This window comes from Brenneria rubrifaciens (assembly GCF_005484945.1).
GTDB lineage: Bacteria > Pseudomonadota > Gammaproteobacteria > Enterobacterales > Enterobacteriaceae > Brenneria > Brenneria rubrifaciens.
The window spans coordinates 1,895,397-1,919,756 of record NZ_CP034035.1; the positions used below are offsets into that span (position 1 = coordinate 1,895,397).

At 52.6% G+C, this 24,360-nt stretch carries 19 protein-coding genes; 9 read left to right on the forward strand and 10 right to left on the reverse strand.

Going from position 1 to position 24,360, the window contains the following annotated elements; translation table 11 throughout:
* Positions 1–33 precede the first annotated feature (33 nt).
* Both EH207_RS08810 and bioD read right to left on the reverse strand, forming a co-directional pair.
* Positions 34–1,521: an MDR family MFS transporter gene (locus EH207_RS08810; protein ID WP_137713655.1), complete on the reverse strand. Its 1,488-nt coding sequence runs from the start codon at positions 1,519–1,521 to the stop codon at positions 34–36.
* A 128-nt stretch (positions 1,522–1,649) separates the two neighbouring features.
* A complete protein-coding gene (gene bioD, locus EH207_RS08815) occupies positions 1,650–2,315 on the reverse strand; it encodes a dethiobiotin synthase (RefSeq protein WP_137713656.1) in 666 nt (221 codons plus the stop codon).
* Positions 2,316–2,673: 358 nt separating this feature from the next.
* On the opposite strand from bioD, the gene EH207_RS08820 reads away from it, so the two are divergent.
* The gene (locus EH207_RS08820; RefSeq protein WP_137713657.1) at positions 2,674–3,126 is read left to right on the forward strand and encodes an SgcJ/EcaC family oxidoreductase; all 453 of its coding nucleotides are present in this window, start codon (positions 2,674–2,676) and stop codon (positions 3,124–3,126) included.
* Between the two features lie 21 nt (positions 3,127–3,147).
* Here EH207_RS08820 and mlc read toward each other — a convergent pair whose 3' ends face one another.
* Together mlc and EH207_RS08830 are read right to left on the reverse strand one after the other, a co-directional pair.
* Entirely contained in the window at positions 3,148–4,365 is a 1,218-nt protein-coding gene (mlc, locus tag EH207_RS08825; RefSeq protein ID WP_137713658.1) for a sugar metabolism global transcriptional regulator Mlc, read from the reverse strand.
* Positions 4,366–4,556: 191 nt separating this feature from the next.
* Positions 4,557–5,453 carry a LysR family transcriptional regulator gene (locus EH207_RS08830; RefSeq protein WP_137713659.1) on the reverse strand — a complete coding sequence of 299 codons (897 nt, stop codon included), beginning with the start codon at positions 5,451–5,453 and terminating at the stop codon, positions 4,557–4,559.
* Between the two features lie 112 nt (positions 5,454–5,565).
* On the opposite strand from EH207_RS08830, the gene EH207_RS08835 reads away from it, so the two are divergent.
* The gene (locus EH207_RS08835) at positions 5,566–6,825 is read left to right on the forward strand and encodes an MFS transporter (RefSeq protein ID WP_137713660.1); all 1,260 of its coding nucleotides are present in this window, start codon (positions 5,566–5,568) and stop codon (positions 6,823–6,825) included.
* Positions 6,826–7,177: 352 nt separating this feature from the next.
* Complete coding sequence (gene tus, locus EH207_RS08840; protein WP_137713661.1) at positions 7,178–8,107, forward strand: DNA replication terminus site-binding protein; 930 nt, start codon at positions 7,178–7,180, stop codon at positions 8,105–8,107.
* Positions 8,108–8,168: 61 nt separating this feature from the next.
* On the opposite strand, the gene fumC is transcribed toward tus, so the two are convergent.
* On the reverse strand, positions 8,169–9,566 hold the full coding sequence (gene fumC, locus EH207_RS08845; RefSeq protein ID WP_137713662.1) for a class II fumarate hydratase: 1,398 nt from the start codon (positions 9,564–9,566) through the stop codon (positions 8,169–8,171).
* A 176-nt stretch (positions 9,567–9,742) separates the two neighbouring features.
* On the opposite strand from fumC, the gene manA reads away from it, so the two are divergent.
* The 4 genes from manA to add all read left to right on the forward strand — a co-directional run bounded on the left by manA (position 9,743) and on the right by add (position 14,755).
* Positions 9,743–10,915 (forward strand): mannose-6-phosphate isomerase, encoded by a 1,173-nt coding sequence (manA, locus tag EH207_RS08850; protein ID WP_137713663.1) that lies wholly within the window; start codon positions 9,743–9,745, stop codon positions 10,913–10,915.
* A gap of 65 nt (positions 10,916–10,980) precedes the next feature.
* Positions 10,981–12,537: a YdgA family protein gene (locus EH207_RS08855; RefSeq protein ID WP_137713664.1), complete on the forward strand. Its 1,557-nt coding sequence runs from the start codon at positions 10,981–10,983 to the stop codon at positions 12,535–12,537.
* Positions 12,538–12,648: 111 nt separating this feature from the next.
* A complete protein-coding gene (locus tag EH207_RS08860) occupies positions 12,649–13,605 on the forward strand; it encodes an arsenic resistance protein (RefSeq protein ID WP_137713665.1) in 957 nt (318 codons plus the stop codon).
* 139 nt (positions 13,606–13,744) lie between these two features.
* Entirely contained in the window at positions 13,745–14,755 is a 1,011-nt protein-coding gene (add, locus tag EH207_RS08865) for an adenosine deaminase (RefSeq protein ID WP_137713666.1), read from the forward strand.
* 83 nt (positions 14,756–14,838) lie between these two features.
* Here the strand turns inward: add and EH207_RS08870 are convergent, their stop codons facing one another.
* From EH207_RS08870 to EH207_RS08890, 5 genes are all read right to left on the reverse strand, one after another.
* A complete protein-coding gene (locus tag EH207_RS08870) occupies positions 14,839–15,885 on the reverse strand; it encodes an oxidoreductase (protein ID WP_137713667.1) in 1,047 nt (348 codons plus the stop codon).
* 102 nt (positions 15,886–15,987) lie between these two features.
* The gene (gene araC, locus EH207_RS08875) at positions 15,988–16,911 is read right to left on the reverse strand and encodes an arabinose operon transcriptional regulator AraC (protein WP_137713668.1); all 924 of its coding nucleotides are present in this window, start codon (positions 16,909–16,911) and stop codon (positions 15,988–15,990) included.
* A 43-nt stretch (positions 16,912–16,954) separates the two neighbouring features.
* Positions 16,955–17,941 carry an L-arabinose ABC transporter permease AraH gene (araH, locus tag EH207_RS08880; protein ID WP_137713669.1) on the reverse strand — a complete coding sequence of 329 codons (987 nt, stop codon included), beginning with the start codon at positions 17,939–17,941 and terminating at the stop codon, positions 16,955–16,957.
* 18 nt (positions 17,942–17,959) lie between these two features.
* Positions 17,960–19,483 (reverse strand): L-arabinose ABC transporter ATP-binding protein AraG, encoded by a 1,524-nt coding sequence (gene araG, locus EH207_RS08885; RefSeq protein WP_137713670.1) that lies wholly within the window; start codon positions 19,481–19,483, stop codon positions 17,960–17,962.
* Between the two features lie 118 nt (positions 19,484–19,601).
* A complete protein-coding gene (locus EH207_RS08890) occupies positions 19,602–20,585 on the reverse strand; it encodes an arabinose ABC transporter substrate-binding protein (protein WP_137713671.1) in 984 nt (327 codons plus the stop codon).
* Between the two features lie 373 nt (positions 20,586–20,958).
* Here EH207_RS08890 and EH207_RS08895 point away from each other — a divergent pair, with 373 nt between their 5' ends.
* The gene (locus EH207_RS08895; RefSeq protein ID WP_137713672.1) at positions 20,959–22,644 is read left to right on the forward strand and encodes a ribulokinase; all 1,686 of its coding nucleotides are present in this window, start codon (positions 20,959–20,961) and stop codon (positions 22,642–22,644) included.
* Between the two features lie 36 nt (positions 22,645–22,680).
* Complete coding sequence (gene araA, locus EH207_RS08900) at positions 22,681–24,186, forward strand: L-arabinose isomerase (RefSeq protein WP_137713673.1); 1,506 nt, start codon at positions 22,681–22,683, stop codon at positions 24,184–24,186.
* Positions 24,187–24,360: the final 174 nt, after the last annotated feature.

Below are 24,360 nucleotides of genomic sequence, written 5' to 3' on the forward strand. Positions count from 1 at the left end.
CGGTGCAGTAACCCCCCTGCCTTATCTGCCCTGCTATTCACGCCTCGCGTCAGCACTCCCCGGCCTTTGATTGGCGGGGATCATACAGGCTGAAAATAACGTCATTACCGCTATCAATGCCGAAACGACAAAAACCCAGTGAATAGATGCCGATACCTGCCAGGAAAGCCAATCGAATTGTTCCGCACTCATCATGTTCCTGCTATTTACATCCATCAACATTTGTAATGGATCGTCCAGCTCAGGCAGACGCCAATGCAGGTTTAGGTTGAGCGTGGCGCCGAGAATGGCCGTGCCCAACGCGGAACCCAGCATACGGCTAAACATGGTGGAGGCTGTCGCAATACCACGGGTCGAATAGTCTACGGAATTTTGCACCGATACCAGAAAGGTGGTGTTGCTCAATCCCATTCCAGCGCCGATCAGAAACGCGGCGGCCCTGCCCCAGTTAAGATTGCTGCTCCGGTCAAGCGTTAGTAACGCCAGACTGCCGACGATAATCAGAATGCCTCCGCTGATGGCGGTAAACCGATAGGAAGTACGTAGCATCAGGCGTCCGCTCAGCGTACTGGCCAGCGGCCAGCCAATAGACATCAACGCCAGGATACTGCCTGCTTCCAGTGGTGTTTTTCCCATCACGCCTTGTATAAATGTTGGCATAAAAGCGCTGACGCCCATCATCGCAGCCCCAATCGCCAGACCGCCGAAATTACCCGCGATGATGATCTTGTTACGCCAATGCGCCAGCGGAAAAAGTGGCTCAGGGGCGCTCTTTTCCTGCCGGAACAGTAAAACGCCGCCCCCGATCGCCACGATCAACATAGGAATTATCCAGAATCCAAAGACCCCAGCTTGAAGTAACGCCATTAACAGACTGGCAACGGTAAGGGCAAGGTAGAATGCGCCAGCCCAGTCCAACCGATGAGGACATTTTTGATTGACGGCGGGCAGATAACGCGCCAGTAAAAAAATGGAGAGCAAACCTATTGGCACATTAACCCAGAAAATCAGCGCCCAATTGAAATGTTGGACGATAAAGGCGCCTAACAGCGGTCCGACGATGGCGGAGACGCCCCAGACGCTCGAAAGATAGCCCTGTATTTTTGGGCGCTCCGAACTGTTGTACACATCAGCGACAATGGTAAATGCAATCGGGGTAATTGCTCCGGCCCCCAGCCCCTGAAGGGTACGAAACAGGATCAACCATCCCATATTGGTAGAAAAACCGCATAGCACTGACCCCAGTAGAAACGTGACAGTGCCAATGAAAAAAATTCGCTTACGGCCAAAAAGGTCGGCTAGCCGACCATAAATCGGAATGCTGATGGCTTGTGTCAGCAAATAACCGGCGAAAACCCACCCAAGCAGGGAGAAGCCGCCGAGATCCGCAATAATGGTCGGCAATGCGGTCGCAACGATGGTGACCTCTATGGCTGCGGTGAACATGGCCAGCATACAGGCAATCAATACCCAGTGACGATGGGGAACCGGAGGATGTTCGGAGTTATTCTCTGTTTTCATTGCATTTTTTATGAGAAAGAAAGACTGTTTTGAGTATATCAGGTGTTATCCGACAGACGTATGGCCGAGGGGAAAAGAAAAAGAGAAAAAAGCTCCCGCTATTGAGGCGGGAGTCAGAGCCATCTGTCTCAATCCGCCACGGCGGAGAGATCAATGTAAGGGGATAAATCGCGCTGTTCCGCCCGGGGTAAATAAGGTAACTCCCCTAGCTGAGGCGCGGGAATCTTTTTGCGTAGCACCGTTATGATTTCCGCATAATTTGCCAGCCCAGGATTAATGCGATTGGCAACCCAACCTACCAACGGCAACCCGTCGTTAAGAATAGCCTGAGCGGTTAGCAGCGCGTGGCTGATACAACCCAGCTTGATACCAACAACCAACACCACGGGGAGTTGTTCCTGAATAACCCATTCGGAATAGGGCCGCAGATCGTTCATCAGCGTACGCCAGCCGCCGCTGCCTTCCACAACCACCACATCTGCGTTTTCACTCAGATAATGCAGCCCTTGCGTCATGGCGCTATAGTTGATCAAGTGTTCGCTGGCGCTGATTTCATCCTCCGGTAAGGCGATGGGATTCACTTGCTCATAGGTCAATTTAAGGGTGGATGTGGCCAGCAGCAGTTGCGCATCACGGTTTCGCATCCCTTCTTCTGTTTCCATACACCCTTTCGCTATCGGTTTATAACCCGCCGCGGACTTGCCACTCACTGCCAATTTTTGCAATAGCGCTCTGGAAACCACCGTTTTACCGACGGCAGTATCAGTTCCTGTGACAAAAATACGTTTCAACATGAGATAACTCCGGCCCACCTGAAAATAAAATAACAAGCACAACAAAATGCTTTCCAAGTGTAAAAGTCTAGGCGATGCACTATTCAGGCGGCTTGCGTTAGCTCAATGTTTTGTTTCTGTGGGCTGATGCTCGGTGGAACGAAAACTTACATTAAGCCATATCAATCTGCTTGGGAGCGAGATGCGCCTTTGTAACTTTTTCCATTGGTGTGAAAATATGAGTAGCAATCAATGCATATCTCCGTGCTTGTTTAAATTATAGTAAAGTAATGTAACTATATAAAAATGTTATTGTTTGTGGTCATTTTTATTGATATTCCTGAGTTGAAGGGAAGCAATCTTACTAAAAGGAACTAGTATGAAAAAATTACTCGGCGTTGTTGGTTCACTGATGTTGGTTTCTGGCTCTGCGTGGGCGGCAACCGCGCCTAACTGCGTTAAAGTTGATCGTGTTCAAATTGAACGGTTATTCGATAAATGGAACGATGCTTTACGGACTGGTGATGCAAAGAAGGTTACAAGTAATTATCTGAGCGATGCGGTCTTAATACCCACAGTTTCTAATAAAGTGCGTCTGACTGAAGCGGAGCGAATTGATTATTTTGAACATTTCCTGGCCAAAAAACCGCGTGGAAAGATCAATAGCCGAACCATACGTATTGGCTGTAATAAAGCAATTGATACTGGAATATATACCTTCACTTTCGCGGATAAGTCAAAGCTCTTAGCCCGTTACACTTTCACTTATGCCTGGAGAGGTAGTGATTGGAAAATTTCCACTCATCACTCTTCGGCCATGCCTGAAAACTGAGCGCTGCATATCCTGCATATCTTAGCCCTGTAGCAGTTTTACCAGCAGAGAACCGTTATACAGGGCGTCCTTCACTAATGCCGCGCCGGGCATTGTCCCCTGATTATAAAACTGGGTCGCTTCCACCTGGGTGTTATGGCTGTAGGGCGGAAAAGACTGCTGATGGATACAGCCCATGATCGCCGGATATAAAATGCTGGCCGCTTTGTTAAGCGGAGAACCAACCAAGATTTTATCCGGATTGAACAAATTCACCATGATGGCGGCAATGCGGCCAACGTTATTTCCGACATCGTGAATGATATCTTTCGCCAGCGGATCGCCTTTCAGGGCAGCGTCGCACAGGTTATCCACCGTGAGCGGAGAACCATGCAGAATAGAACTCATGGAGGCGCTCATTCTCTGAGAGGCCAGTTCCAGCATACTTTCCGTGCTGGCAACGGTTTCAAGGCAACCGTGGTTACCACAATAGCAGCGCTTGCCATAGGGATCGACCTGCGTATGGCCGATTTCAACCAGATTGCGGCTACCTACATGCAGAATGCGTCCGCCGGTGATGACGCCCGCGCCCACGTTGTGATCGATGACGAGCTGAATGACATTCTGAAAGCCGCGAGAAGCGCCATATAACGCTTCCGCCATCGTCCAGGCGCAGATGTCGTGTTGCAGATAAACCGGTAGCCCGGTGCGTTGGGCCAGCGCAGGCCCGATAGCCATCTCTTCAACATCATAAAACGGCATGCGATGGATGATACCGGCTGTGGCGTCAATGATCCCCGGCGCGGTAATGGCGATGGCGGTCAATCGCTCCAGACGTTTTTGATGCCGAATAAAGAAATTATCAATTTCATTTAAAATGCGATTGAGCAAAGGCTGAGGATGTTCAGCAGAAAGGAGAGCGTTATCTTCAGCCACCAGTTTGCTGCTCAAATCACGCAGTGCCAACGTCATGGAATTGTGGCTGATGCGCACGGAGAGAAAATGCCACGTCTGAGTATCGAGGATCACCCCGATCGCCGGACGTCCTCTGCTGCCGATATCCTGGTATTCCGTTTCCTGAACCAGATGGGCTTCCAGCAGTTCGCGTACGATTTTGGTGATGCTTGCGGGTGCCAGTTGTGTGCGTTTTGACAGTTCGATACGTGATATTGGGCCATACATATCGATCAGCCGGTAGACTGCCCCGGCATTCATTTGTTTAATTTGATCGATGTGACCGGGTTGACCGTCGGCAATCACAAACCTGGCTCCTACTCTACATTGCTGATACTGCGACTGGGAATTTGTTTTTCGACCGGGCTGACCGCTAAGTGTTATCTGCTTACTATTTTTCACGCTGCAAAATAAAAAACTGCGGTTATGGTGGGCCTTTTCGCTAAAACCGTCAAATATTTGATTCGTTATGTGATTTAACGCACATATTGCATGGGTTAGTGCGCCAGCATAAGCCCGATCAGCGTCTGTGCGGCCGCGTTCAGCGGGCGGTGCCGGGCGGTAACCAGCCACACCTGCGTTGTGGCATCGTATTCGGCCAGTGACAAATACTTCACGCCATCGACGCGGATACGCACAAAAGACGCGGGCAAAATGGAAACGCCAAGACCCGATGAAACCAGCCCGACAATCGTCATCGCCTCGCCCACTTCCTGAGTGATATACGGGCTGATGCCGTATCTTTTTAGTAGCGTCAGCGTTTCGTCGTAAAGCGCCGTCCCCACGGCGCGGGAGAAAAACACAAATGGCTCCGGCGCCAACTGTTTGATGCTGATGGGGTCACCCGTGGATTGTTTGGCCAGCGGATGTTCTTCATGCACAACCGCAACCAGCGCTTCATGCAGCAACAACTGATGTTCGAGCGCATCGGGCAAGGGATTATTGCGCATCACGCCCAGATCGAGCTTGCCATTCAGCAGCGGTTCGATTTGCTGCTTCGTATTCAACTCCATCATTTGAATATGGACTTCCGGGTAGGATTGCCGGAAATACAGTAGGCTGCGCGACACTTTTTTGATGAACGGCGCGGACGAGGTAAACCCGATCGTCAATTCTCCTATTTCGCCGCGCTGAAGACGTGAAGCGCGTTCGGCTGCCTGCTCGACCTGGTCGATAATAGTCCAGGCTTCTTTCAGAAACATGGCGCCTGCCGGCGTCAGGTGAACATTACGGTTGTTGCGTTCCAGCAATTTGGCGCCGATCTGCTCCTCCAGAATCTGGATTTGATGGCTAAGCGGTGGTTGCGAGATGTTCAGCCTTTCGGCGGCGCGACCAAAATGCAGCTCTTCTGCTACCGCGATGAAGTAGCGAAGGTGTCGAAGTTCGATATTCATATCTTAAACGTCTTAATCATAACTATTAATATATTATACAGAACAATACCACTCTTCTATGATCCCACTTTCTCTTCTCTCTTTTATTTGCCATGTCCAGTAAGGAATTATCTTGAGTAGCCTGCCATCTTCCGCGCCGGTGTCTGTTATTGACGATGCGGAATCACCTTCGAACTCCCCAAACTCAAACGGCAAAACTCCCTATATCAAACGCGGCACCCCGCAGTTTATGCGTGTCACGCTGGCGTTGTTCTCTGCCGGTCTGGCAACGTTCGCACTGCTCTACTGCATACAACCTTTGTTGCCCGTATTCTCGCACGATTTTTCCATTTCACCGGCGACCAGCAGCTTGGCGCTTTCGGTTTCCACCATAATGCTGGCCGTTGGTTTGCTGTTCACAGGTCCATTATCGGACACCATCGGGCGCAAGAACGTCATGGTAGTGTCACTGTTGCTGGCCTCGATTAGCACCCTAATTTGTGCGTTCATGACCAGTTGGCAAGGCGTTCTGATCATGCGGGCGATGATCGGATTATCACTCAGCGGCGTGGCGGCGGTTGCCATGAGCTATTTGAGCGAAGAGATTCATCCCAGCGTGTTAGCCTTTTCAATGGGGCTGTATATCAGCGGCAACTCGATTGGCGGGATGAGCGGCCGTCTGGTCAGCGGTGTATTGACCGACTATTTCCCCTGGCGGGTCGCCATTGGTGTGATCGGCGTGCTGGCGCTGATGGCGGCGCTGACTTTCTGGCGGATTTTACCTAAATCGCGTCATTTCCGACCGGGTTCGTTGCGTCCTAAAGCCCTGCTATTGAATGTCAAACTGCACTGGCATGATGCGGGGCTGCCACTTCTGTTTTTACAGGGTTTTTTGCTGATGGGGTCGTTCGTTACCCTGTTCAATTACATTGGCTATCGACTGCTGGCCGCACCCTATTTGCTTAGCCAGGCGGTAGTGGGATTGCTGTCGCTCGTTTACCTTACAGGAAGTTATAGTTCACCCAAAGCAGGTACATTAACTTATCGTTTCGGGCGTGGCCCTGTGTTGAATATCGCCATTATTTTGATGCTGTTCGGACTGGGGCTTACCGCCTTAAACACGCTGGTCTTGATTTTTTGCGGCATGATGCTATTTGCCGCGGGTTTTTTTGCCGCTCACTCAGTGACCAGCAGTTGGGTTGGTCAGCGGGCGCGTCGGGCAAAGGGCCAGGCGTCTTCGATGTATCTGTTTTGCTATTACTTGGGTTCCAGTCTTGCCGGGACATTAGGCGGCATTTTCTGGCATTGGTTCGGCTGGTCTGGTATTACCCTTTTTTTAGGCTCATTGCTGTTACTCTCTTTACTGATTAGTTTTCGATTGAAACAGCTTTAAATTCTTCACAAGAAGGGCCAGTCATAGAAATAAGTGCACTTATTATTTGAAAACACCACTGATGTGCCAAAAATAAAAAATTATTTAAGCATGTTTAGCGGCTTCAGTGGTGAAGTCTGTAAGGCTGTTAATGCAGAGAAAGTAGTACATATTGGCATTAAAACCCGAAAACTACCGAAATTGAAGTTTTGAATAAATAATCAGTTTTATCCAGTTGGTTATGTTGTCAATCATAACGCTTACAGATTGCCTCCCCGCCGTGCTGATAAACCCATAAGTATATGCACTTTTGCTGATGTATCGGATTAGATGTATATTCATTAGTATGTTGTAACTAAATTGATGACCTATTATGGATCTTTATTCGCTGATTGACCGCATGAACCTGTGCTTTGGTTCGCTGGAGAAGAAACTGGCGCGAATGCAGGAATTGTTCTCATCTTTCCGGTTTGTAGCCGGCCGAGTCTACTCCCTGCCTGATATAGAAAAAGGCTCTGAACACGATGCCATTGAGCAAATTTTTGTCACTCAGCATGTCGGACAAGCAGCCCTCGACAGAGGACTGGCGCATTTTCAACGTCTGTTCATCCACCACTATCCCGAAACAATCAGCAGCAAAGCCGCAGTTCGCTTACCTGGCGCCCTGTGCTTTTCCGTTGATCAGGATGAGTATCGTCTGGCGAATCAACTGATTATTGATATCAACAGGCTAAAAAAAGATCTGGAGCGGATCATCACGGTTGAATCCGGGTTGGCGCCGGAACAACGCTTTGAGTTTGTGCATACGCACTTGCGCGGTTTAATTACGCTGAGCGCTTACCGTTCGCTGATGTTGCTCACCAATCCGACCTCCGTACGTTTTGGATGGGCTAACAAGCATATTATTAAAAACATGCACCGCGCCGAACTGCTGGAAAAACTGGGAAAAAGCCTGAAAGCAGAGCGCGGTTTGGCTCCCTATAGCAAAGAACAGTGGGCTGAGTTGGTGGAACAGGAAATCGACGCGGTATTGCGTTTGCCGCAACACGCGAAACTGAAGATCAAGCGCCCGGTCAAAGTTCAGCCGATCGCCCGTGTCTGGTATGCCGAGCAGCAGAAGCAGGTGCAACACCCCTGCCCGTCCCCGCTATTGGTCTTGATCCAGCAGGAAACCGGCAACAGTATTCCAATTATCGGCGAGCTAAACCCTTACGATGCCAATAACATCAAACATAAGCATAAGCCACAGGCTGCGCCACTACGTTTGCTAATCCCGCGTTTGCATCTTTATACCGACAGCTAAAACAAACAGCCTGCTGGCGTGAACCAGCAGGCTTATCATTAATATAATGATTCTAAATGATTTATGCTTTCAAACTCCCGACCATATCCTGAGGTCTGACCCATTCGTCAAATTGCGCTTCCGTGAGATACCCCAGCTTCAGCGCCGAAGCTTTTAACGTCAAACCTTCTTTATGGGCTTTTTTGGCGATTTCAGCCGCTTTGTCATAGCCGATATGCGTATTCAGCGCCGTTACCAGCATCAATGACTCATTCAATAGTTGATCAATTCGCTCGCGATTCGGCTCAATACCGATTGCACAATGCTCATTGAAACTCTTCATCCCATCCGCCAACAGGCGAATGGATTGCAGGAAATTATGAATCACCATCGGGCGATACACATTAAGCTCAAAATTACCCGAGGCGCCGCCCATGTTGACGGCGACATCATTTCCCATGACCTGACAACACAGCATGGTCATCGCTTCACACTGCGTCGGGTTCACTTTACCCGGCATGATGGAGCTGCCCGGCTCATTTTCAGGAATGCTCAGTTCGCCAATCCCGCAGCGTGGCCCCGATGCCAACCAGCGCACATCGTTTGCGATTTTCATTAGTGACGCCGCCAGCCCTTTCAGCGCGCCGTGTCCGTGAACCAGCGCATCGCAGGTGCCTAACGACTCGAATTTGTTCGGCGAAGTGACAAATGGCTGTCCGGTCAACGCCGCCAGTTCAGCCGCCACCCGCACCGCATACTCAGGATGGGTATTCAGACCGGTTCCCACCGCGGTGCCGCCCAGCGCCAGTTCGCAAATATGCGGAACGCTGTTTTCAATATGCTTCAGGTTCTGCTGCAACATCGCCGCCCAACCAGAAATTTCCTGTCCCAGCGTCAGTGGCGTGGCATCCTGCAAATGGGTTCGCCCTATCTTCACAATGTCCTTGAACCGATCGGCTTTCGACGCCAACGTTTGATGCAGTTCCTTCAATTCAGGGATCAAGTGCTCGTTGATGGCGATAACGGCCGCAACATGCATCGCGGTAGGAAAAACATCGTTGGAGCTTTGGCTTTTATTTACGTCATCATTAGGGTGAACCAACCTGCTGTTTCCGCGCTCGCCGCCTAATAACTCGCTGGCGCGGTTGGCCAGCACTTCATTCATGTTCATGTTACTCTGCGTGCCGGAGCCGGTTTGCCAGATAGCCAAAGGAAATTCGCCCGGGTGTTTCCCCGCCAATACTTCATCAGCAGCCTGAACAATGGCGTGGCCCCTCTCGGCAGGCAATAAATTTAAATCCATGTTGACACTGGCGGCAGCCCGTTTCGTCTGTGCCAGCGCATCAATCAACGCCCGTGGCATTTTCTCTTCGGAAATGCGGAAATGTTCCAGTGAGCGTTGCGTCTGAGCCCCCCACAGACAATCGGCGGGCACATCAATCGGTCCCATCGAGTCTTTTTCAATACGCGTGGTTGTCATTACCCTTTCTCCTTAACATTCAAAATATGGGATATTCACTCTCTGGAATAGTGGCATACAAAACATTACCATGATGTGAGCCGATACAGCGTATTCACTACCGACTCATTTATTAAGTAATGTAATCATCTTACCTATATCAATTCGCGCGTTTTTTATAACCGCATGGAGCCAATATGCAAAAAATGCTCAACCGCGTCCAGCACTATGCCTGGGGCAGCAAACGCGCTTTAACTGAGCTATATGCAATTGATAACCCGAATGACTTACCTATGGCAGAGTTGTGGATGGGCGCCCATCCGAAAAGCAGTTCTTGCATTATTGATGAAAATGGTCACGAACATAATCTGCGGGATTTTATCGCCGAAGATTTACCCACTCACCTTGGCGCGGCAATCGCACAGCGTTTTGGCGAACTCCCCTTCCTGTTTAAAGTGCTATGCGCGGAACAACCGCTGTCCATTCAGGTTCACCCCAGTAAATCAGCCGCAGAACGCGGTTTTGCCAAAGAAAATGCCGCCGGGATCGCACTGGATGCCGCAGAAAGAAACTATAAAGACGCCAACCACAAGCCCGAATTAGTCTTCGCTCTGACGTCCTTTCAGGCCATGAATGGTTTTCGGGAATTATCTGAAATTGCCGAGCTGTTAAAGCCCGTTGCCGGCGCCCATCCATCCATTACGGCGTTTTTACAACAGCCAGACAGCAACAATCTCGCCAGACTGTTTGCCAACCTGCTGAGTATGGATGGCGATCAGAAAAGCCGGGCGCTGGCTGTCCTAAAAGCGGCGTTGAACTGTCGGCAGGACGAACCCTGGTCCACCATTCGCGAGATCACCCGGTTTTACCCGGATGACAGCGGCCTGTTTTCTCCTCTGCTGATGAACGTTATGACTCTGCAACCCGGGCAGGCGATGTTTTTATATGCGCAGACGCCTCATGCCTACCTTAAAGGCGTGGCGCTGGAGGTCATGGCCAACTCGGATAACGTGTTACGGGCAGGATTAACGCCGAAGTATATTGATATCCCTGAACTGTTGAATAACGTTAAATTTGAAGCAAAACCAGCCTCTCAACTATTGACTGCCCCCATCGAACAGGGAAATGAACTAGACTTTCCCATTCCTGTTGATGATTTTGCCTTTTCACTGCATAACCTGAGTGATGAGGCGCAAACGCTCAAGCAAAACAGCGCCGCGATTGTTTTCTGCGTTGATGGCAAGGCGCTGCTGCAAAAAAATAATCAGCAGATCAGGCTTGACGCTGGAGAGTCCTGCTTTGTTTCCGCCAATGAATCTCCATTAAGCGTTCAGGGACAAGGGCGTATCGCCCGCGTGTTTAATCGGTAAAATCCGGTCATCCCCTTAAGCCCCATGACAGAGGGCGTAATTTTTTTAATCAAGGATAAATTAAAATGAAGAAGTCGTTCGTTGCCGCTGGCGTTATTATTGCTCTGGGAGTCGTCTGGACCGGCGCTTCCTGGTACACAGGTAAACAATTGGCGCAACAGCTAGATGGTTTTACCGATACCCTTAATATGCAACTGAAAAAGGACTATCCTGACTCGGGACTCAAAATTGTTTACCGCGACTACCAAGGGGGCGTGTTCACCAGCAAACTGTCTTATGTTCTGCAAGCCGATGGTTCGAACGAAGATCAGCAGATCCTTGCGCCTGGCGAGGAACTGGTATTCAATGAAATCGTCTCCCACGGGCCTTTCCCGCTGGCCCAGCTCAAAAAATTCAATCTGGCTCCGGCAATGGCCTCGGTGCACAGTGAACTGGCCAACACGACTGCCGTCAAATCCTTGTTTGATTTAACCAAAGGCGAACCCTTCTTCACTTCGGAAACGCGGCTCGCCTACAACGGCGATACCCAATCTGTCGTCAAGCTGCTTCCTCTGGAGATAGCAGAAAATGATCAGAAATTCGCATTCAGCGGTACAGAATTGCTGCTTGATATCGGTCGCGATTTAGGCAGCAACAAGCTGGAAGGCAGCATCAGCAACCTGATGAGTGAAAAGAAAAATCCCTGGGGTGAAACTGAAAAACTCGTTGTGAATGATATCACGCTGAAGGGCAACAATCAGAAAGGCAGATTTGATCTCAATTTGGGCGATGCGGCGCTTTCCGTCAAATCAGTCAGCTTTACGGTCGAAGGTGGTGACACCGTCACGTTAAATAATGCCTCTCTGCAAACCAGCGTAACGGAAGATGACAAAAATCTGGCGGCTAAACTGGCGCTGGCGCTGGAATCCCTGAACATAGGCGACCGCAACCTCGGCTCCGGCAAGGTAAATATGTCTGTCTCGCAACTTGATGGCGAAGGCGCAAGACAGTTCGCAACCGGGTATCAGCGTAACGTTCAACAAATTCTGAAAAATTCTGAAGGTAAGGACCCGGCAACCTTTCAGCACGAGATAACCATGACCTTTCTGCAATACCTGCCGCAGTTACTGAAAGGAAACCCGAATATCACCGTCTCCCCCGTCAGTTGGAAAAACAGCAAAGGAGAAGGAACATTCACCCTTACGCTGGATCTAACCGATCCGTTGCAAAATAGTGCGAAGGCAACCGATCCCAATGCGTCAGATGAAGAAAAAATCATTCTTCAATCGGTGAAAAAGATTGATGCCAAATTGAATGTACCGTTACCCATGCTGGCGGAGTTGATGGTTCAGGCCGGGCCGCAGCCTGCCAACGAGGAAGAGAAGAAACAAGCGACCGCTATGGCACGGCAGCAGGCGCAGATGATGGCGAGCATTGGTCAGATGAACCAGATCTCCGTTACCAAAGACAACGCCATCATCAGTTCGCTGCAATACGCTGACGGTCAGGTTGACTTCAACGGTAATAAAATGCCGCTGGCCAATTTTATCGCGCCGTTTGTCGGCTTACCGGACGAAAGTGGGGAAGCGCCGCAGCCCAATGCCCAACAGGAACCGGCGATCATTACGCCCCCTGCGCAATAATACCCAAATCGTAAAATAACAGCGCAGGCATTCCCGGCGGGCGGAATAGGCTCCCGCCGGGACTTTCCCCTGCTCTGCCTGCGCCGTTTTTTCCCCGCCGAGAGACTCAACATGCACGCACTCAAAACCTTCATGGAAACACACCAGACGGCGATCTATTTTAGCGCAGTGCTCCTTGCCGGGCCGACGGCACAGATCTTCCCCGGCGCAACCCCATTGGCTGCCGCCATCAATCCGGCTCTCGCCTTAATGCTGTTTGTCACTTTTTTACAGGTGCCGATGACGGCGCTGGGGAAAAGCGTTACCCAACTGCGTTTTCTTGCCGCGCTGCTCTGCGCGAATTTTATTGCCATCCCCTTGTTTATTGCTGGTTTACTTCCTTTCTTGCCTGACGACCCGGTTATCCGGTTCGGTATGCTGTTGGTATTGCTTGCTCCCTGCATTGATTATGTTGTGACATTTTCTCAAATCGGCCGCGCCGACGCGTCGCGCCTGCTGGCTGCCACGCCCGTTTTGTTACTGGTTCAAATGCTGGCGCTACCGCTTTACCTCGGCCTCTTTCTCAACCAGGAAGCCGCGGCATCCATTCATTTCACGCCGTTTTTGCACGCCTTTATCTGGCTGATTGCCATTCCGCTGCTGATGGCGGCAACCATTCAGTGGGGAAGCGCACGCAATCAGACGGTGAAAACCGCGGCTGAAGTCTTGTCATTTTTCCCCGTTCCGGCGACGGCACTGGTGTTATTTGTAGTCGTGGCCGCCGTCACGCCTCAGCTTCAAAGCGCATGGCGTTCGGTGTTGACGGTGCTGCCTTTCTATATATTCTTCGCTATCGTCGCGCCTGCTTTGGGCTGGATGATCGGCAGGTTATTTCGCCTTGATGCACCCGGCGGCCGGGCGGTCGCCTTCAGCGCGGCAACCAGAAACTCGCTGGTCGTACTGCCCCTGGCGTTGGCAATGCCGGGGGCGACCGCGCTATTACCCGCCATCATCGTCAGTCAGACGTTGGTCGAATTGCTCAGCGAACTGATTTATATCCGAATTATTCCCAGACTCAAGACGGGATGAAAATTAACCGCTCCACGTTTTTAAGCGCAGGCAGGTAAAAAACTGACTTTTCCTGGCAATCATTGGCTATTTGCCCCGCTTTCTTTTTATACTTTATTGCACTTAACGGACGACTGGCAGATTTTGCAAAGAGTACATCATGATTAATTCACAACTCCCGCTGACGGATATTCATCGCCACCTTGATGGAAATATCCGGGCGCAAACTATTTTGGATCTGGGACAACAGTTCAATATCGCCTTACCAGCCAATGACCTTGCGTTACTGCTGCCGCATGTTCAAATCACCCAAAACGAACCGGATTTACTGAGTTTTTTGCAAAAACTGGATTGGGGCGTCGCCGTTCTGGGATCGCTGGATGCCTGTCGCAGAATTGCTTACGAAAACGTTGAGGATGCTGTCAACGCGGGGTTGGATTATGCAGAGCTGCGTTTCTCCCCATACTATATGGCGATGAATCATAAACTCCCGATCGCGGGCGTGGTTGAAGCCGTTATCGACGGCGTGACCGCGGGCTGTTGCGATTGGAATATCGACATTCGTTTGATTGGTATAATGAGCCGCACGTTCGGCACTGATGCCTGCCAACAGGAACTGGATGCTTTGCTGAGTTACCGTGACCGGATTGTGGCGCTTGATCTGGCCGGCGATGAATTGGGTTATCCCGGCGATCTTTTCCTCTCACACTTCCGTCAGGCCCGCGACGCTGGCTGGCATATCACCGTCCATGCTGGCGAAGCGGCTGGCCCGGATAGTATCTGGCAGGCGATCACGCAGTTGAAAGCGGAACGCATCGGGCATGGCGTAGCCGCGATCGCCGATACCCGCCTAATGGCTTACATGGCTGAAAACGCTATCGGCATTGAGTCCTGTCTGACATCCAATATTCAGACCAGCACCGTCAGGTCGCTGGATAAACATCCGCTGGTTCATTTCCTGCGCTACGGAATTCCCGCCACGATTAATACCGATGATCCGGCGGTTCAGGGGATTGAAATCAAGCATGAATATGAAGTCGCCGCGCCGCTGGCCGGGTTAACCGCCAACGATACCCGTCAGGCTCAGGAAAACGGTCTTGCTATCGCTTTTCTAAGTGAACGGGAAAAACAGCAACTGCGTGAGAAAGTGCTGCGCAGGCAAGGTACATAGGCCGGGTTTAAAGAGTACAGGCGCGCCTGAGGTCGCCTGCTCAAATAACCGATGACTCTCTTTATGATAAAAAATCGTCGACACTAGCTATTTTTTAGCGTCACCGTTTTTTTCTGCTGATGAGATACCAATCCCAGCTCGATCAGTTCCATCACCTGAATCGCCTGCTGCACGCTGACCGGATTCGCCCCTTTACCGGTTAGCGCATCACGGATGGCGGCATAATACGCCAGATAATCGCCCGGCAACGTCGGCACAACCTGATCGACCATAATGCCATCACGGTATACGGTCAGCACGCCATCATGTTTGTCCTCTACCCAACCGCCCCATGGCGGACGTTCGCCGGCTTTCAAACGATCTTCCTGGGTATCAAGACCATATTTGACAAAGCTTCCCCTGGTGCCATGAACGGTATATCGGGCCGAAGGCGCGGGCACCAACAAACTGGCGTGGAGTACGACGCGGCGTTGCGGGTAAATCAGGGTCGCATGAAAATAGTCGACCGCTTTACTGCCGGGCCTTAGCTGCGCCATATCAACCTGAATAGCGACGGGGAGGCCAAAGAGCTGCAAAGCCTGATCCAACAGATGCGGTCCCAAATCGTACCAAATGCCGCTGCCCTCGGTGCCGTCTTCACGCCAGCGTTTACGGACTTCCGGACGGAAGCGGTCAAAATGGGACTCCATGTACACCACGTCCCCTAGCGATCCGGTATGCAGCAGGTGTTGCAACGTCAGAAAATCACCGTCCCAGCGGCGATTGTGGAACACGGAAAGCAGCTTACCCGTGTGTTCCGCCACCATGCTTAACTCATGTGCCTGTGACAACGTCACGGTAAACGGTTTATCCACCACCACATGTTTACCCGCCGTCAGCGCCTGTTTCGCCAGAGGAAAATGGGTGTCATTCGGCGTCGGAATCACAATGAGATCGATTTCGGGATCGCTGAGCAGCGTTTGCGGATCGCTTTCGACCCGCATCGTTAACCAGTCAGCGCGCACTTTATCGGCACTGCTGCTGGACACCGCCACCAACTCCAGACCCGGCGTGCCCGCGATGAGCGGCGCATGAAATGTCTTGCTGGCGTAACCGTAACCCAGTAACCCAACACGAATGGTGTCACTCATGAAAATCCCCCCTGGCCGCGTTAACGTCATCATGTAGACCTCAGTATAGCATCAGGGGAATAGCCTATTTATCGGACATATCCTGTTACTTTCAAACAACTACTACGCGCCTACGCGTTCCCCCCATGGGGATGCCGCAGCCCCGTTGACCGACGGGTAGTTGATTTCACTGCTGCGGCGCCGGAAATCACTGGGGCTGACGCCGACGCGTTTACGGAATACCCGGGAAAAATAGAGTTGATCATCATAGCCCACCACCCTGCCGATATTGGCAATCGACTCCTGCGTCGTCTGGAGCAGCAGCTTGGCGCGAATCACCCGCTGATCTTCACGCCAGCGCAATATATTGATGCCGACCTGTTCGCGGAACAGATGCGCCAAACGCGACGGCGACAGACAAACATGCCGGGCCACGTCGTCAATGCGCAACTCGCCCGCCAGATTACCGGTAATGAACTGGCAAGCCTCGATCACCCGCGGATCCATGATTTTCTGCGGACTTTGCGGATCTTCTTCCATCGCCCTTAACAACAGCCGTTCAAGCAGGTTCATCCCCAGCTCTTGTGAAAAACGCCGGCCCGAACGCTGTGTTTGTTCGATATTGGCAAACAGCCGGTCAAATTCCAGCAAAAGTGAGTTATCCGGCAGGCTCAGTCTTCCCACGCCGCAATGTTGGCTATGCCACTCCAGCCAGTCGGCCCAGTAAGCTCGCGGGCGGAAATAGACCCAGCGGTGATACCAGCAGTCGCTATCGGGCGCGCGACCATAAAAATGTTTTGATTTGGGGGGAAACAGCAACAGCTCGCCAGGGTTACAATAGAACGCCTCATCACCGTCGAACACCTGTCCTTGTCCTTTGATGGTGAGATTAATGATATAGCCTTTCATGCCGTCAGGCCGATCGATAAAGAAATCAAGCGCCCCTTCAGCCAAAATGGGCGTCAATCCGGCAACCAGATAAGCGTTGAATGAATAGCCTGGCAGCAACGGATTAGACTGAGATTCATGCGCCATACGGTGATACATTGAACCTCCGTTACACGTCGGTAAAAACGCAGTGGATAAACGCTTATAGGGTTTTCTTAGACAGCTGTTTGTAGCGGTCGAAGATCACCGCGGTCAGCAGGATCAAGCCGCGCACCACATATTGCGCAAATGGCGAAATATTCAGCAAATTCATTGCGTTCTCAACCGTCCCCAGAATCAGCACGCCGGCGACCACATAGGAAATCTTGCCGATTCCGCCTTTCAGCGATACCCCGCCCAGCACACAGGCTGAAATCACGATCAGTTCATAACCGATGGAGGTCATGGGTTGTCCGCTGGTCATCCGTGACGCCAGAATGATGCCTGCCGCTGCGGAAACCAGACCAGAGAGGGTGAAGATCACGATCTTGGTGCGCACCACGGGAACACCCGCCAGACGCGCCGCCTCTTCATTCCCCCCGATCGCCAGGGTATTACGGCCAAACGTGGTTTTGTTCAGCAGCAGCCCAAACAGGATCATACAGCCCACGGTAATCCAGATCGGCGCGGGCAACCCCAACCAGTTGGCATAGCCAAGCTCAAAGAAACGCTCATCTTCAATCCCCACCGCTTTACCCTCGGAGATTATGTAAGCCAGACCGCGTGCGATCTGCATCGTGGCGAGCGTAGTGATCAGCGCGTTGATTTTAAGCCGCGCAATGACGAAACCGTTCAGCAACCCGAAGGCCGCGCCGAGCAGCAGACCCGCGGCGACGCCCAACCACAGGCTTTCGCTGATATTGATGACCACCGCGGTCGTCACCCCGGCGCAGGCGATGATCGACGCCACAGACAGGTCAAAATCGCCGGAAGCCAGGCAGAACAGCATACCGCAAGCCACCATGCCGGACATGGAGATAGCCAGCCCCAGCCCTTTCATATTGATAAAGGAGGAAAAATTAGGCACAAAAATAGCGCATCCGACAAACAGGACGGCAAAAACCACCAGCATGCCGTAGTTATCCCAGATGCGTGACATTCCTGTACCTGTGTTCTTCTTTTCAGGGGCAGCAGACGTAACCGTTGTCATTATTGGACTCCTTCGCGGTCAGGCGACCGCGGATTCGATATCGGGGGTTCGTAACATGGCCAGACTCAGTACCTTCTGCTCCGTGGCTTCTTCATGCAGCAATTCGCCGGAAACCGCGCCTTCGCGCATCACAATGATACGGTCGGCCAACCCCAGCACTTCGGGTAGATCGCTGGAAGCGAACAGCACTGCAATTCCTTGTTTCGCCAATGCGTAAATCACCTGGTAGATCTCATGTTTGGCGCCTACGTCAATCCCGCGGGTCGGCTCATCCAGCAGAATGACTTTCATCTCTTCCGACAGCCAGCGTCCGAGAATTACCTTCTGCTGGTTCCCCCCGGAAAGGTTCATGATCAGTTGCGCCGCCGAGGGCGTTTTGATATTCAACGCGTCAATGCGGCGTGACGCGTTATCCTCTTCCCACTGATTATTGATGAGGAATCCGGCTTTCACGCTCTTGCGCCGCGCGCTGATATTGATGTTGTCACGTACCGAGTGAACCGGAATAATGCCATCCGCTTTGCGATCTTCGGGGCACAGCATCACGCCCTGGCGGATTGCGTCGATCGGCGAGCCGACCAGCAACGGTTTACCATCCAGCAACACCTCGCCCGCGGTTATCCGGGTGGCGCCAAACAACCCTTTCAGCAATTCGCTGCGGCCCGCGCCCACCAGCCCAAACAGACCGACAATCTCCCCTTGCCGAACACTCAGCGAAACCGTCGATTTTACGCCTTGCGCTTTCACCTCCTTTAGCGTCAGCCGCGCTTCACCGTGCGGGCGCGGCGAGTAACCATAGATATCGCCCAGATTGCGTCCCACCATCGCCTGCACCAGCGACTCATGGTTTACCTGCCGCATATCATCAAACGTACGTACATAGCGGCCATCTTTAAACACGGTGATCGCGTCGCCCAGCGCGAAAATCTCTTCCATACGGTGTGAAACATACAGAATGACGCGCCCTTCGCTGCGCAACTCTTTAATCACCCGGAATAGTTGTTCTATTTCATGGGCCGAAAGCGAACTGGTTGGTTCGTCAAACGCGATAATCTTGGCGTTACGGGCCAGCGCCTTGGCAATTTCCACCATTTGCCACTGCCCGATGGACAGGTATTTCAGCGGCGTATCCGGGTCGAGATCCAACCCCAAATGTTCAAGTTGCAGCCTGGCCTCATAGCGAAGCAGCGAGTAATTCACCATGCCGTATTTATGCGGCAATTGGCCGAGGTAGATATTCTCGGCCACCGTCATTTCCGGGACCAGATGCAACTCCTGATAGATAATCGCTACCCCGGCGTTCAGGGCGTCCATCGTCGTATTGAATTGAACCGGTTTATCCAGAATATGGATTTCTCCCTCCGTGGGCGCATAGTTACCGCTCAGGATTTTCAGCAATGTGGATTTACCCGCGCCGTTTTCCCCCATCAATGCATGGATCTGCCCGGCCTGACAGAAAAAACTGATATCCGAGAGCGCCTTGACGCCGGGAAACGCCTTACCAATTCCATGAAACGACAAATAGGGCGACTGTGCTGTCATGTCCGTTTCCTCGTGGTTAAACCACCATAGATAACGCCAGTGGGTTTCGATTGCGCTGCGTGTTGGCAGGCTGAATAACGTTTACCGGTAAATATCCGTACCTCCCTGTTCCCCCGACTTACATCAGACCTTTTTTCTCCAGTTCGACCTTGAAGTTGTCACGGGTAATCAGCACCACGTCAGTCACTTCAGTGAATTTTTTCGGCTCAACGTCTTTGGTCACCCACTCGTTCAGCATCTGGATGCTCTTGTATCCGTGCACGTCAGGGCTTGGCAGCAGCGAACCATAGAAGCCGGTCGCCTGTCCTTTGGACAGTTCGCTCACGGCGTCCACGCCGTTGATACCGATACCGATCACGTTCGCGGCTTTAAACCCCTGACCTTCGGTCGCCCGAACGCCGCCCAGTACGGTGTTGTCGTTCATCCCGACGATCAGCCAGTTTTTCACTTTAGGGTGCTGCACCAGCATGGAGTTGGCGGCATCAAACGCGCCGGGGATATCGTTGGATTTGGTGGGCACCTGATAGATTTGTTTTTCCGGGAAACCGGCGGCTTTCAGCGCCGCCATTGAACCGCTGGTGCGGCGGCGCGCGGTGTCCAGTTCGTTGGCGGTAATGGTCATAACAGCGGTTTCATCCACCTTCCAGCCGCGCCGGTTCATTTCTTTCCACAACTCCTGCCCCTGGCGCTCACCGATCTTGGTTGCGGCCATCATCACCAGCGGCACCGTATCCATCGGTTCGCCTTTGGCATTCACAAACTGGTCGTCCACCGCGATGACTTTCAAATCGTAACTGCGCGCTTTGGCGACAATCGCCGGCCCCAGCTTAGGATCGGGCGTACAAATAACAAAGCCTTTCGCGCCGCTGGCCGCCAGACTATCGATAGCGTTAAGGGTTTTTTCTCCATCGGGAACCGCAATTTTAATCACATCAAAACCGAGGTCTTTCCCCGCCTTATCAGCAAACCTCCATTCCGTCTGAAACCAGGGTTCTTCCGGTTGTTTGACCAGAAACCCCAGCTTCAACGTTTCGGCGATAGCCGATTGTGACATAACGGCAGCCAGCCCGATCGTCGCCAGCACCTTGGTGAATTTATGCATGATGTTCTCCGCTATAGTTATCTTTTTATACGCCAGCCAGACTGATGCGCCGCATCGTTCCCGGTAGGGTATTTCAGGTCCGCTATAAAGGAAAAACACAGACTTAGTCTATTCCTTTACTTTGCAGCATTCAGACGCTTTATGTTTTAGCGGGTATTTTCATCAATAAGATAGAGCCCTATCACATACCGGAACAACGACAGATTTGTGCATATATTTAGCAAATTTAACCAATCATTAACTTTTGACGCCCATCACAAAAAGCGCATCGGCGGCAGAAAAATGCATACTTCCAGCTAACGGCTCCTTACGTCCTCGCTTATCCCTTGCTTATCGTTAACAGCACTGAAAGCGCAATTACAGGAGCGAAGCGATGGTGGCGGATGCGGTAACGATTGGCCTCGATTTCGGCAGTGATTCGGTGCGCGCGCTGGCCGTGGATTGCCATTTCGGGCAAGAATTAGCCGCGGAAGTTGTCTATTACCCTCGCTGGCGCGAAGGCAAGTATTGCCAACCGGCCAAAAACCAATTCCGGCATCATCCACTGGATTACATCGAATCACTGGAACAGGCTATCCGGGTGGTGGTCGCTCGCCTGACGGCGAAGCAGCGTCAGCGGATTATCGGTATTGGCATTGACTCAACCGGTTCGACGCCGGCGCCGATTGATGAACGGGGCCAGGTTCTGGCGCTGCGTCCCGAATTTGCCGATAACCCCAACGCGATGTTTGTCTTGTGGAAAGATCACACGGCAATAGAAGACGCAGAGGCGATCACGGCCCAATGCCGCGCCGGGCAATTCCCGGACTATACCCGCTATATTGGCGGCGTCTATTCCTCCGAATGGTTCTGGGCGAAAATCCTGCACATCTCGCGTGAAGACGCGCGAGTCCGCCAGACCGCCGTCTCCTGGGTCGAGTTATGTGATTGGGTGCCCGCCTTGCTCTCCGGTACGGTCGCGCCAGAAAAAATCCGCCGCGGGCGCTGTAGCGCCGGTCACAAGTCGCTCTGGCATCCTGACTGGGGCGGTCTGCCGCCTAAAGCCTTTCTGCACGCCCTTGATCCCTGTCTGACCGAATGCTTGCAATACCCGATGTTTACCGAAACCTGGACGGCCGAGCAGCCGGTCGGCACCCTCAGCTCCGAATGGGCGCAGCGGCTCGGTCTGCCGGACACCGTGACGATCGCCGGCGGCGCGTTCGACTGTCATGTGGGCGCCGTTGGCGCCGGCGCACAGCCCTACACGTTGGTTAAAGTGATCGGCACTTCCACCTGCGACATTCTAATCGCCGATGAACCCCGCATTGCCAATTGCACTATCGCCGGTATCTGCGGTCAGGTGGATGGCAGCGTGGTGCCCGGCTATATCGGGCTGGAAGCCGGGCAATCCGCATTCGGCGATATGTACGCCTGGTTCAGCCGTCTGTTGAGCTGGCCGCTGCATCAGGCCATCCGCGACTATCCCGAACTCAACGCGCCATTACAGGCAACGGAAAATAAATTGCTTGAGCATCTCACCCGGGCATGGGCTGAAAACCCGACGCTGGATCATCTGCCCGTGGTGCTCGACTGGTTCAACGGCCGCAGAACACCGTTTGCCAATCAACGTTTAAAGGGCGTGATTACCGATCTCAATCTGGCAACGGATGCGCCCAGGCTGTTTGGCGGATTTATTGCGGCAACGGCTTTCGGGGCGCGCGCCATCATGGAATGTTTTGAAAATCAGGGGGTCCCGGTTGAGAACATTCTTGCGCTGGGCGGGATTGCTCGCAAGTCCCCCATCATCATGCAGGTTTGCGCCGACGTCATGAATCGTCCGTTGCAAATCGTTGCCTCCGAGCAGTGCTGTGCCTTGGGCGCGGCCATTTTCGCCGCCGTCGCCGCAGGCGGACATGCCGATATTCCGACCGCGCAACGCCACATGGCCAGCGGTATTGAACGCACGCTGACGCCGGATGCCCCGCGCGCCGCCCATTATCAGCAGCTTTACGAACGTTACCAGCAGTGGTGTCGCCTGGCTGAGCCAGCTTACAGCCCGCAGGCCAGCGCGGAAGCTTAACATCGATTATTTTCTTCCTTTTGAACAGGAGTCGTCATGGTTCATTTTAAGCAGCTTGAAGTCTGGTTTGTTATCGGCAGCCAACATCTCTACGGCGAAGAAACCTTACGGCAGGTAAAAGCGCATGCGGAAAACGTCGTTGCGAGCTTAAATCAGAAGGCCGGGCTGCCGGTTAAACTGGTGCTAAAACCCCTGGTAAAAACACCGGACGAAATCATATCCCTATGCCGCGACGCGAACTACCAGGATAGCTGTATCGGCTTGCTTATCTGGCTGCACACCTTTTCTCCGGCCAAAATGTGGATTGGCGGACTCCGCATTCTTCATAAGCCGCTGCTGCAATTCCATACCCAATTCAACGCTGAAATTCCGTGGGACGTGATGGATATGGATTTTATGAATCTGAATCAGACCGCGCACGGCGGACGGGAGTTCGGGTTTATCGGGGCGCGTATGCGTCAGGCGCACCCGGTGGCGGTCGGTCACTGGCAGGATAACAATGCGCACCAGCGCATCGCTAAATGGATGCGCGTCGCGGCGGCGATTCAGGAGAGTAACCACCTGAAAGTGGCGCGTTTTGGCGACAACATGCGCGAAGTGGCGGTTACCGAAGGCGATAAAGTCGGGGCGCAGATTCAGTTCGGATACGCGGTCAGCGCCTGGGGAATCGGCGATTTGGTTACTGTCGTCGATGCGGTGTCCAAAGGCGACATCGACACGCTGGTTGAAGAATACGAAGCCAGCTATCAACTGACGGATGCCGTCAAGCTTCATGGCCCAAATCGTCAGAATCTATTGGATGCGGCGCAGATTGAACTCGGCATGCGGCGTTTTCTGGAGCAAGGCGGCTATCACGCCTTCACCACCAATTTCGAGAATCTCTATGGGTTGAAGCAGCTACCGGGGCTGGCCGTACAGCGTCTGATGCAACAAGGCTATGGTTTTGGCGGCGAAGGCGACTGGAAAACCGCGGCGCTGCTGCGCATCATGAAAGTGATGGCGACAGGACTAGCGGGCGGCACGTCGTTTATGGAGGATTACACCTATCACTTCCAGCAGAATAACGATCTGGTGGTAGGCGCTCATATGCTGGAAGTTTGCCCCAGCATCGCCAAAGAGCAAAAGCCGATTCTGGACGCGCAACATCTGGGTATCGGTGGTAAAGCCGATCCCGCGCGTTTGATCTTCTCTGCGCCGGCGGGTCTTGCGCTCAATGCCAGCGTCATCGATATGGGCGATCGCTTCAGAATGCTGGTGAATCAGGTCGATACCATCGACCAGCCGCGCCCACTGCCCAAACTGCCGGTAGCGCGGGCGATCTGGCGGGCTCAACCGTCACTTGAAGTCGCAGCCGAAGCCTGGATGCTGGCCGGGGGCGCGCATCATACGGTATTCACGCAAGCGTTGGATCTGGACACGATGCGGTTATATGCCGACATGCAAAATATTGAGCTGATGGTTATCGATAACGACACCCGCCTCCCCGCCTTCAAAGACGCGCTGCGCTGGAATGAGGTCTATTACAAGCTTTGCGCGCATTGATTGCGCCATCAGAAGGCGGTTTCGGCCGCCCTGGGTAGTGGCGTTCATGCCAAGAGCGCAGACGCTTTCAGGTGTGATAGCGACGGTATTTCACAGCGTCGCCGGCGCCGCTCCCTACCCGATACCCCTTCCACCCCGGCATTGCGGTACACATCCCCCGGCTTTGACTATAAC

Excerpts from the sequence above, each read along its gene's own strand:
- EH207_RS08810 (WP_137713655.1), bottom strand. The coding sequence starts at position 1,521 with ATGAAAACAGAGAATAACTCCGAACATCCTCCGGTTCCCCATCGTCAC.
- bioD (WP_137713656.1), bottom strand. The coding sequence starts at position 2,315 with ATGTTGAAACGTATTTTTGTCACAGGAACTGATACTGCCGTCGGTAAA.
- EH207_RS08820 (WP_137713657.1), top strand. The coding sequence starts at position 2,674 with ATGAAAAAATTACTCGGCGTTGTTGGTTCACTGATGTTGGTTTCTGGC.
- EH207_RS08830 (WP_137713659.1), bottom strand. The coding sequence starts at position 5,453 with ATGAATATCGAACTTCGACACCTTCGCTACTTCATCGCGGTAGCAGAA.
- tus (WP_137713661.1), top strand. The coding sequence starts at position 7,178 with ATGGATCTTTATTCGCTGATTGACCGCATGAACCTGTGCTTTGGTTCG.
- fumC (WP_137713662.1), bottom strand. The coding sequence starts at position 9,566 with ATGACAACCACGCGTATTGAAAAAGACTCGATGGGACCGATTGATGTG.
- manA (WP_137713663.1), top strand. The coding sequence starts at position 9,743 with ATGCAAAAAATGCTCAACCGCGTCCAGCACTATGCCTGGGGCAGCAAA.
- EH207_RS08855 (WP_137713664.1), top strand. The coding sequence starts at position 10,981 with ATGAAGAAGTCGTTCGTTGCCGCTGGCGTTATTATTGCTCTGGGAGTC.
- EH207_RS08860 (WP_137713665.1), top strand. The coding sequence starts at position 12,649 with ATGCACGCACTCAAAACCTTCATGGAAACACACCAGACGGCGATCTAT.
- add (WP_137713666.1), top strand. The coding sequence starts at position 13,745 with ATGATTAATTCACAACTCCCGCTGACGGATATTCATCGCCACCTTGAT.
- EH207_RS08870 (WP_137713667.1), bottom strand. The coding sequence starts at position 15,885 with ATGAGTGACACCATTCGTGTTGGGTTACTGGGTTACGGTTACGCCAGC.
- araC (WP_137713668.1), bottom strand. The coding sequence starts at position 16,911 with ATGTATCACCGTATGGCGCATGAATCTCAGTCTAATCCGTTGCTGCCA.
- araH (WP_137713669.1), bottom strand. The coding sequence starts at position 17,941 with ATGACAACGGTTACGTCTGCTGCCCCTGAAAAGAAGAACACAGGTACA.
- araG (WP_137713670.1), bottom strand. The coding sequence starts at position 19,483 with ATGACAGCACAGTCGCCCTATTTGTCGTTTCATGGAATTGGTAAGGCG.
- EH207_RS08890 (WP_137713671.1), bottom strand. The coding sequence starts at position 20,585 with ATGCATAAATTCACCAAGGTGCTGGCGACGATCGGGCTGGCTGCCGTT.
- EH207_RS08895 (WP_137713672.1), top strand. The coding sequence starts at position 20,959 with ATGGTGGCGGATGCGGTAACGATTGGCCTCGATTTCGGCAGTGATTCG.
- araA (WP_137713673.1), top strand. The coding sequence starts at position 22,681 with ATGGTTCATTTTAAGCAGCTTGAAGTCTGGTTTGTTATCGGCAGCCAA.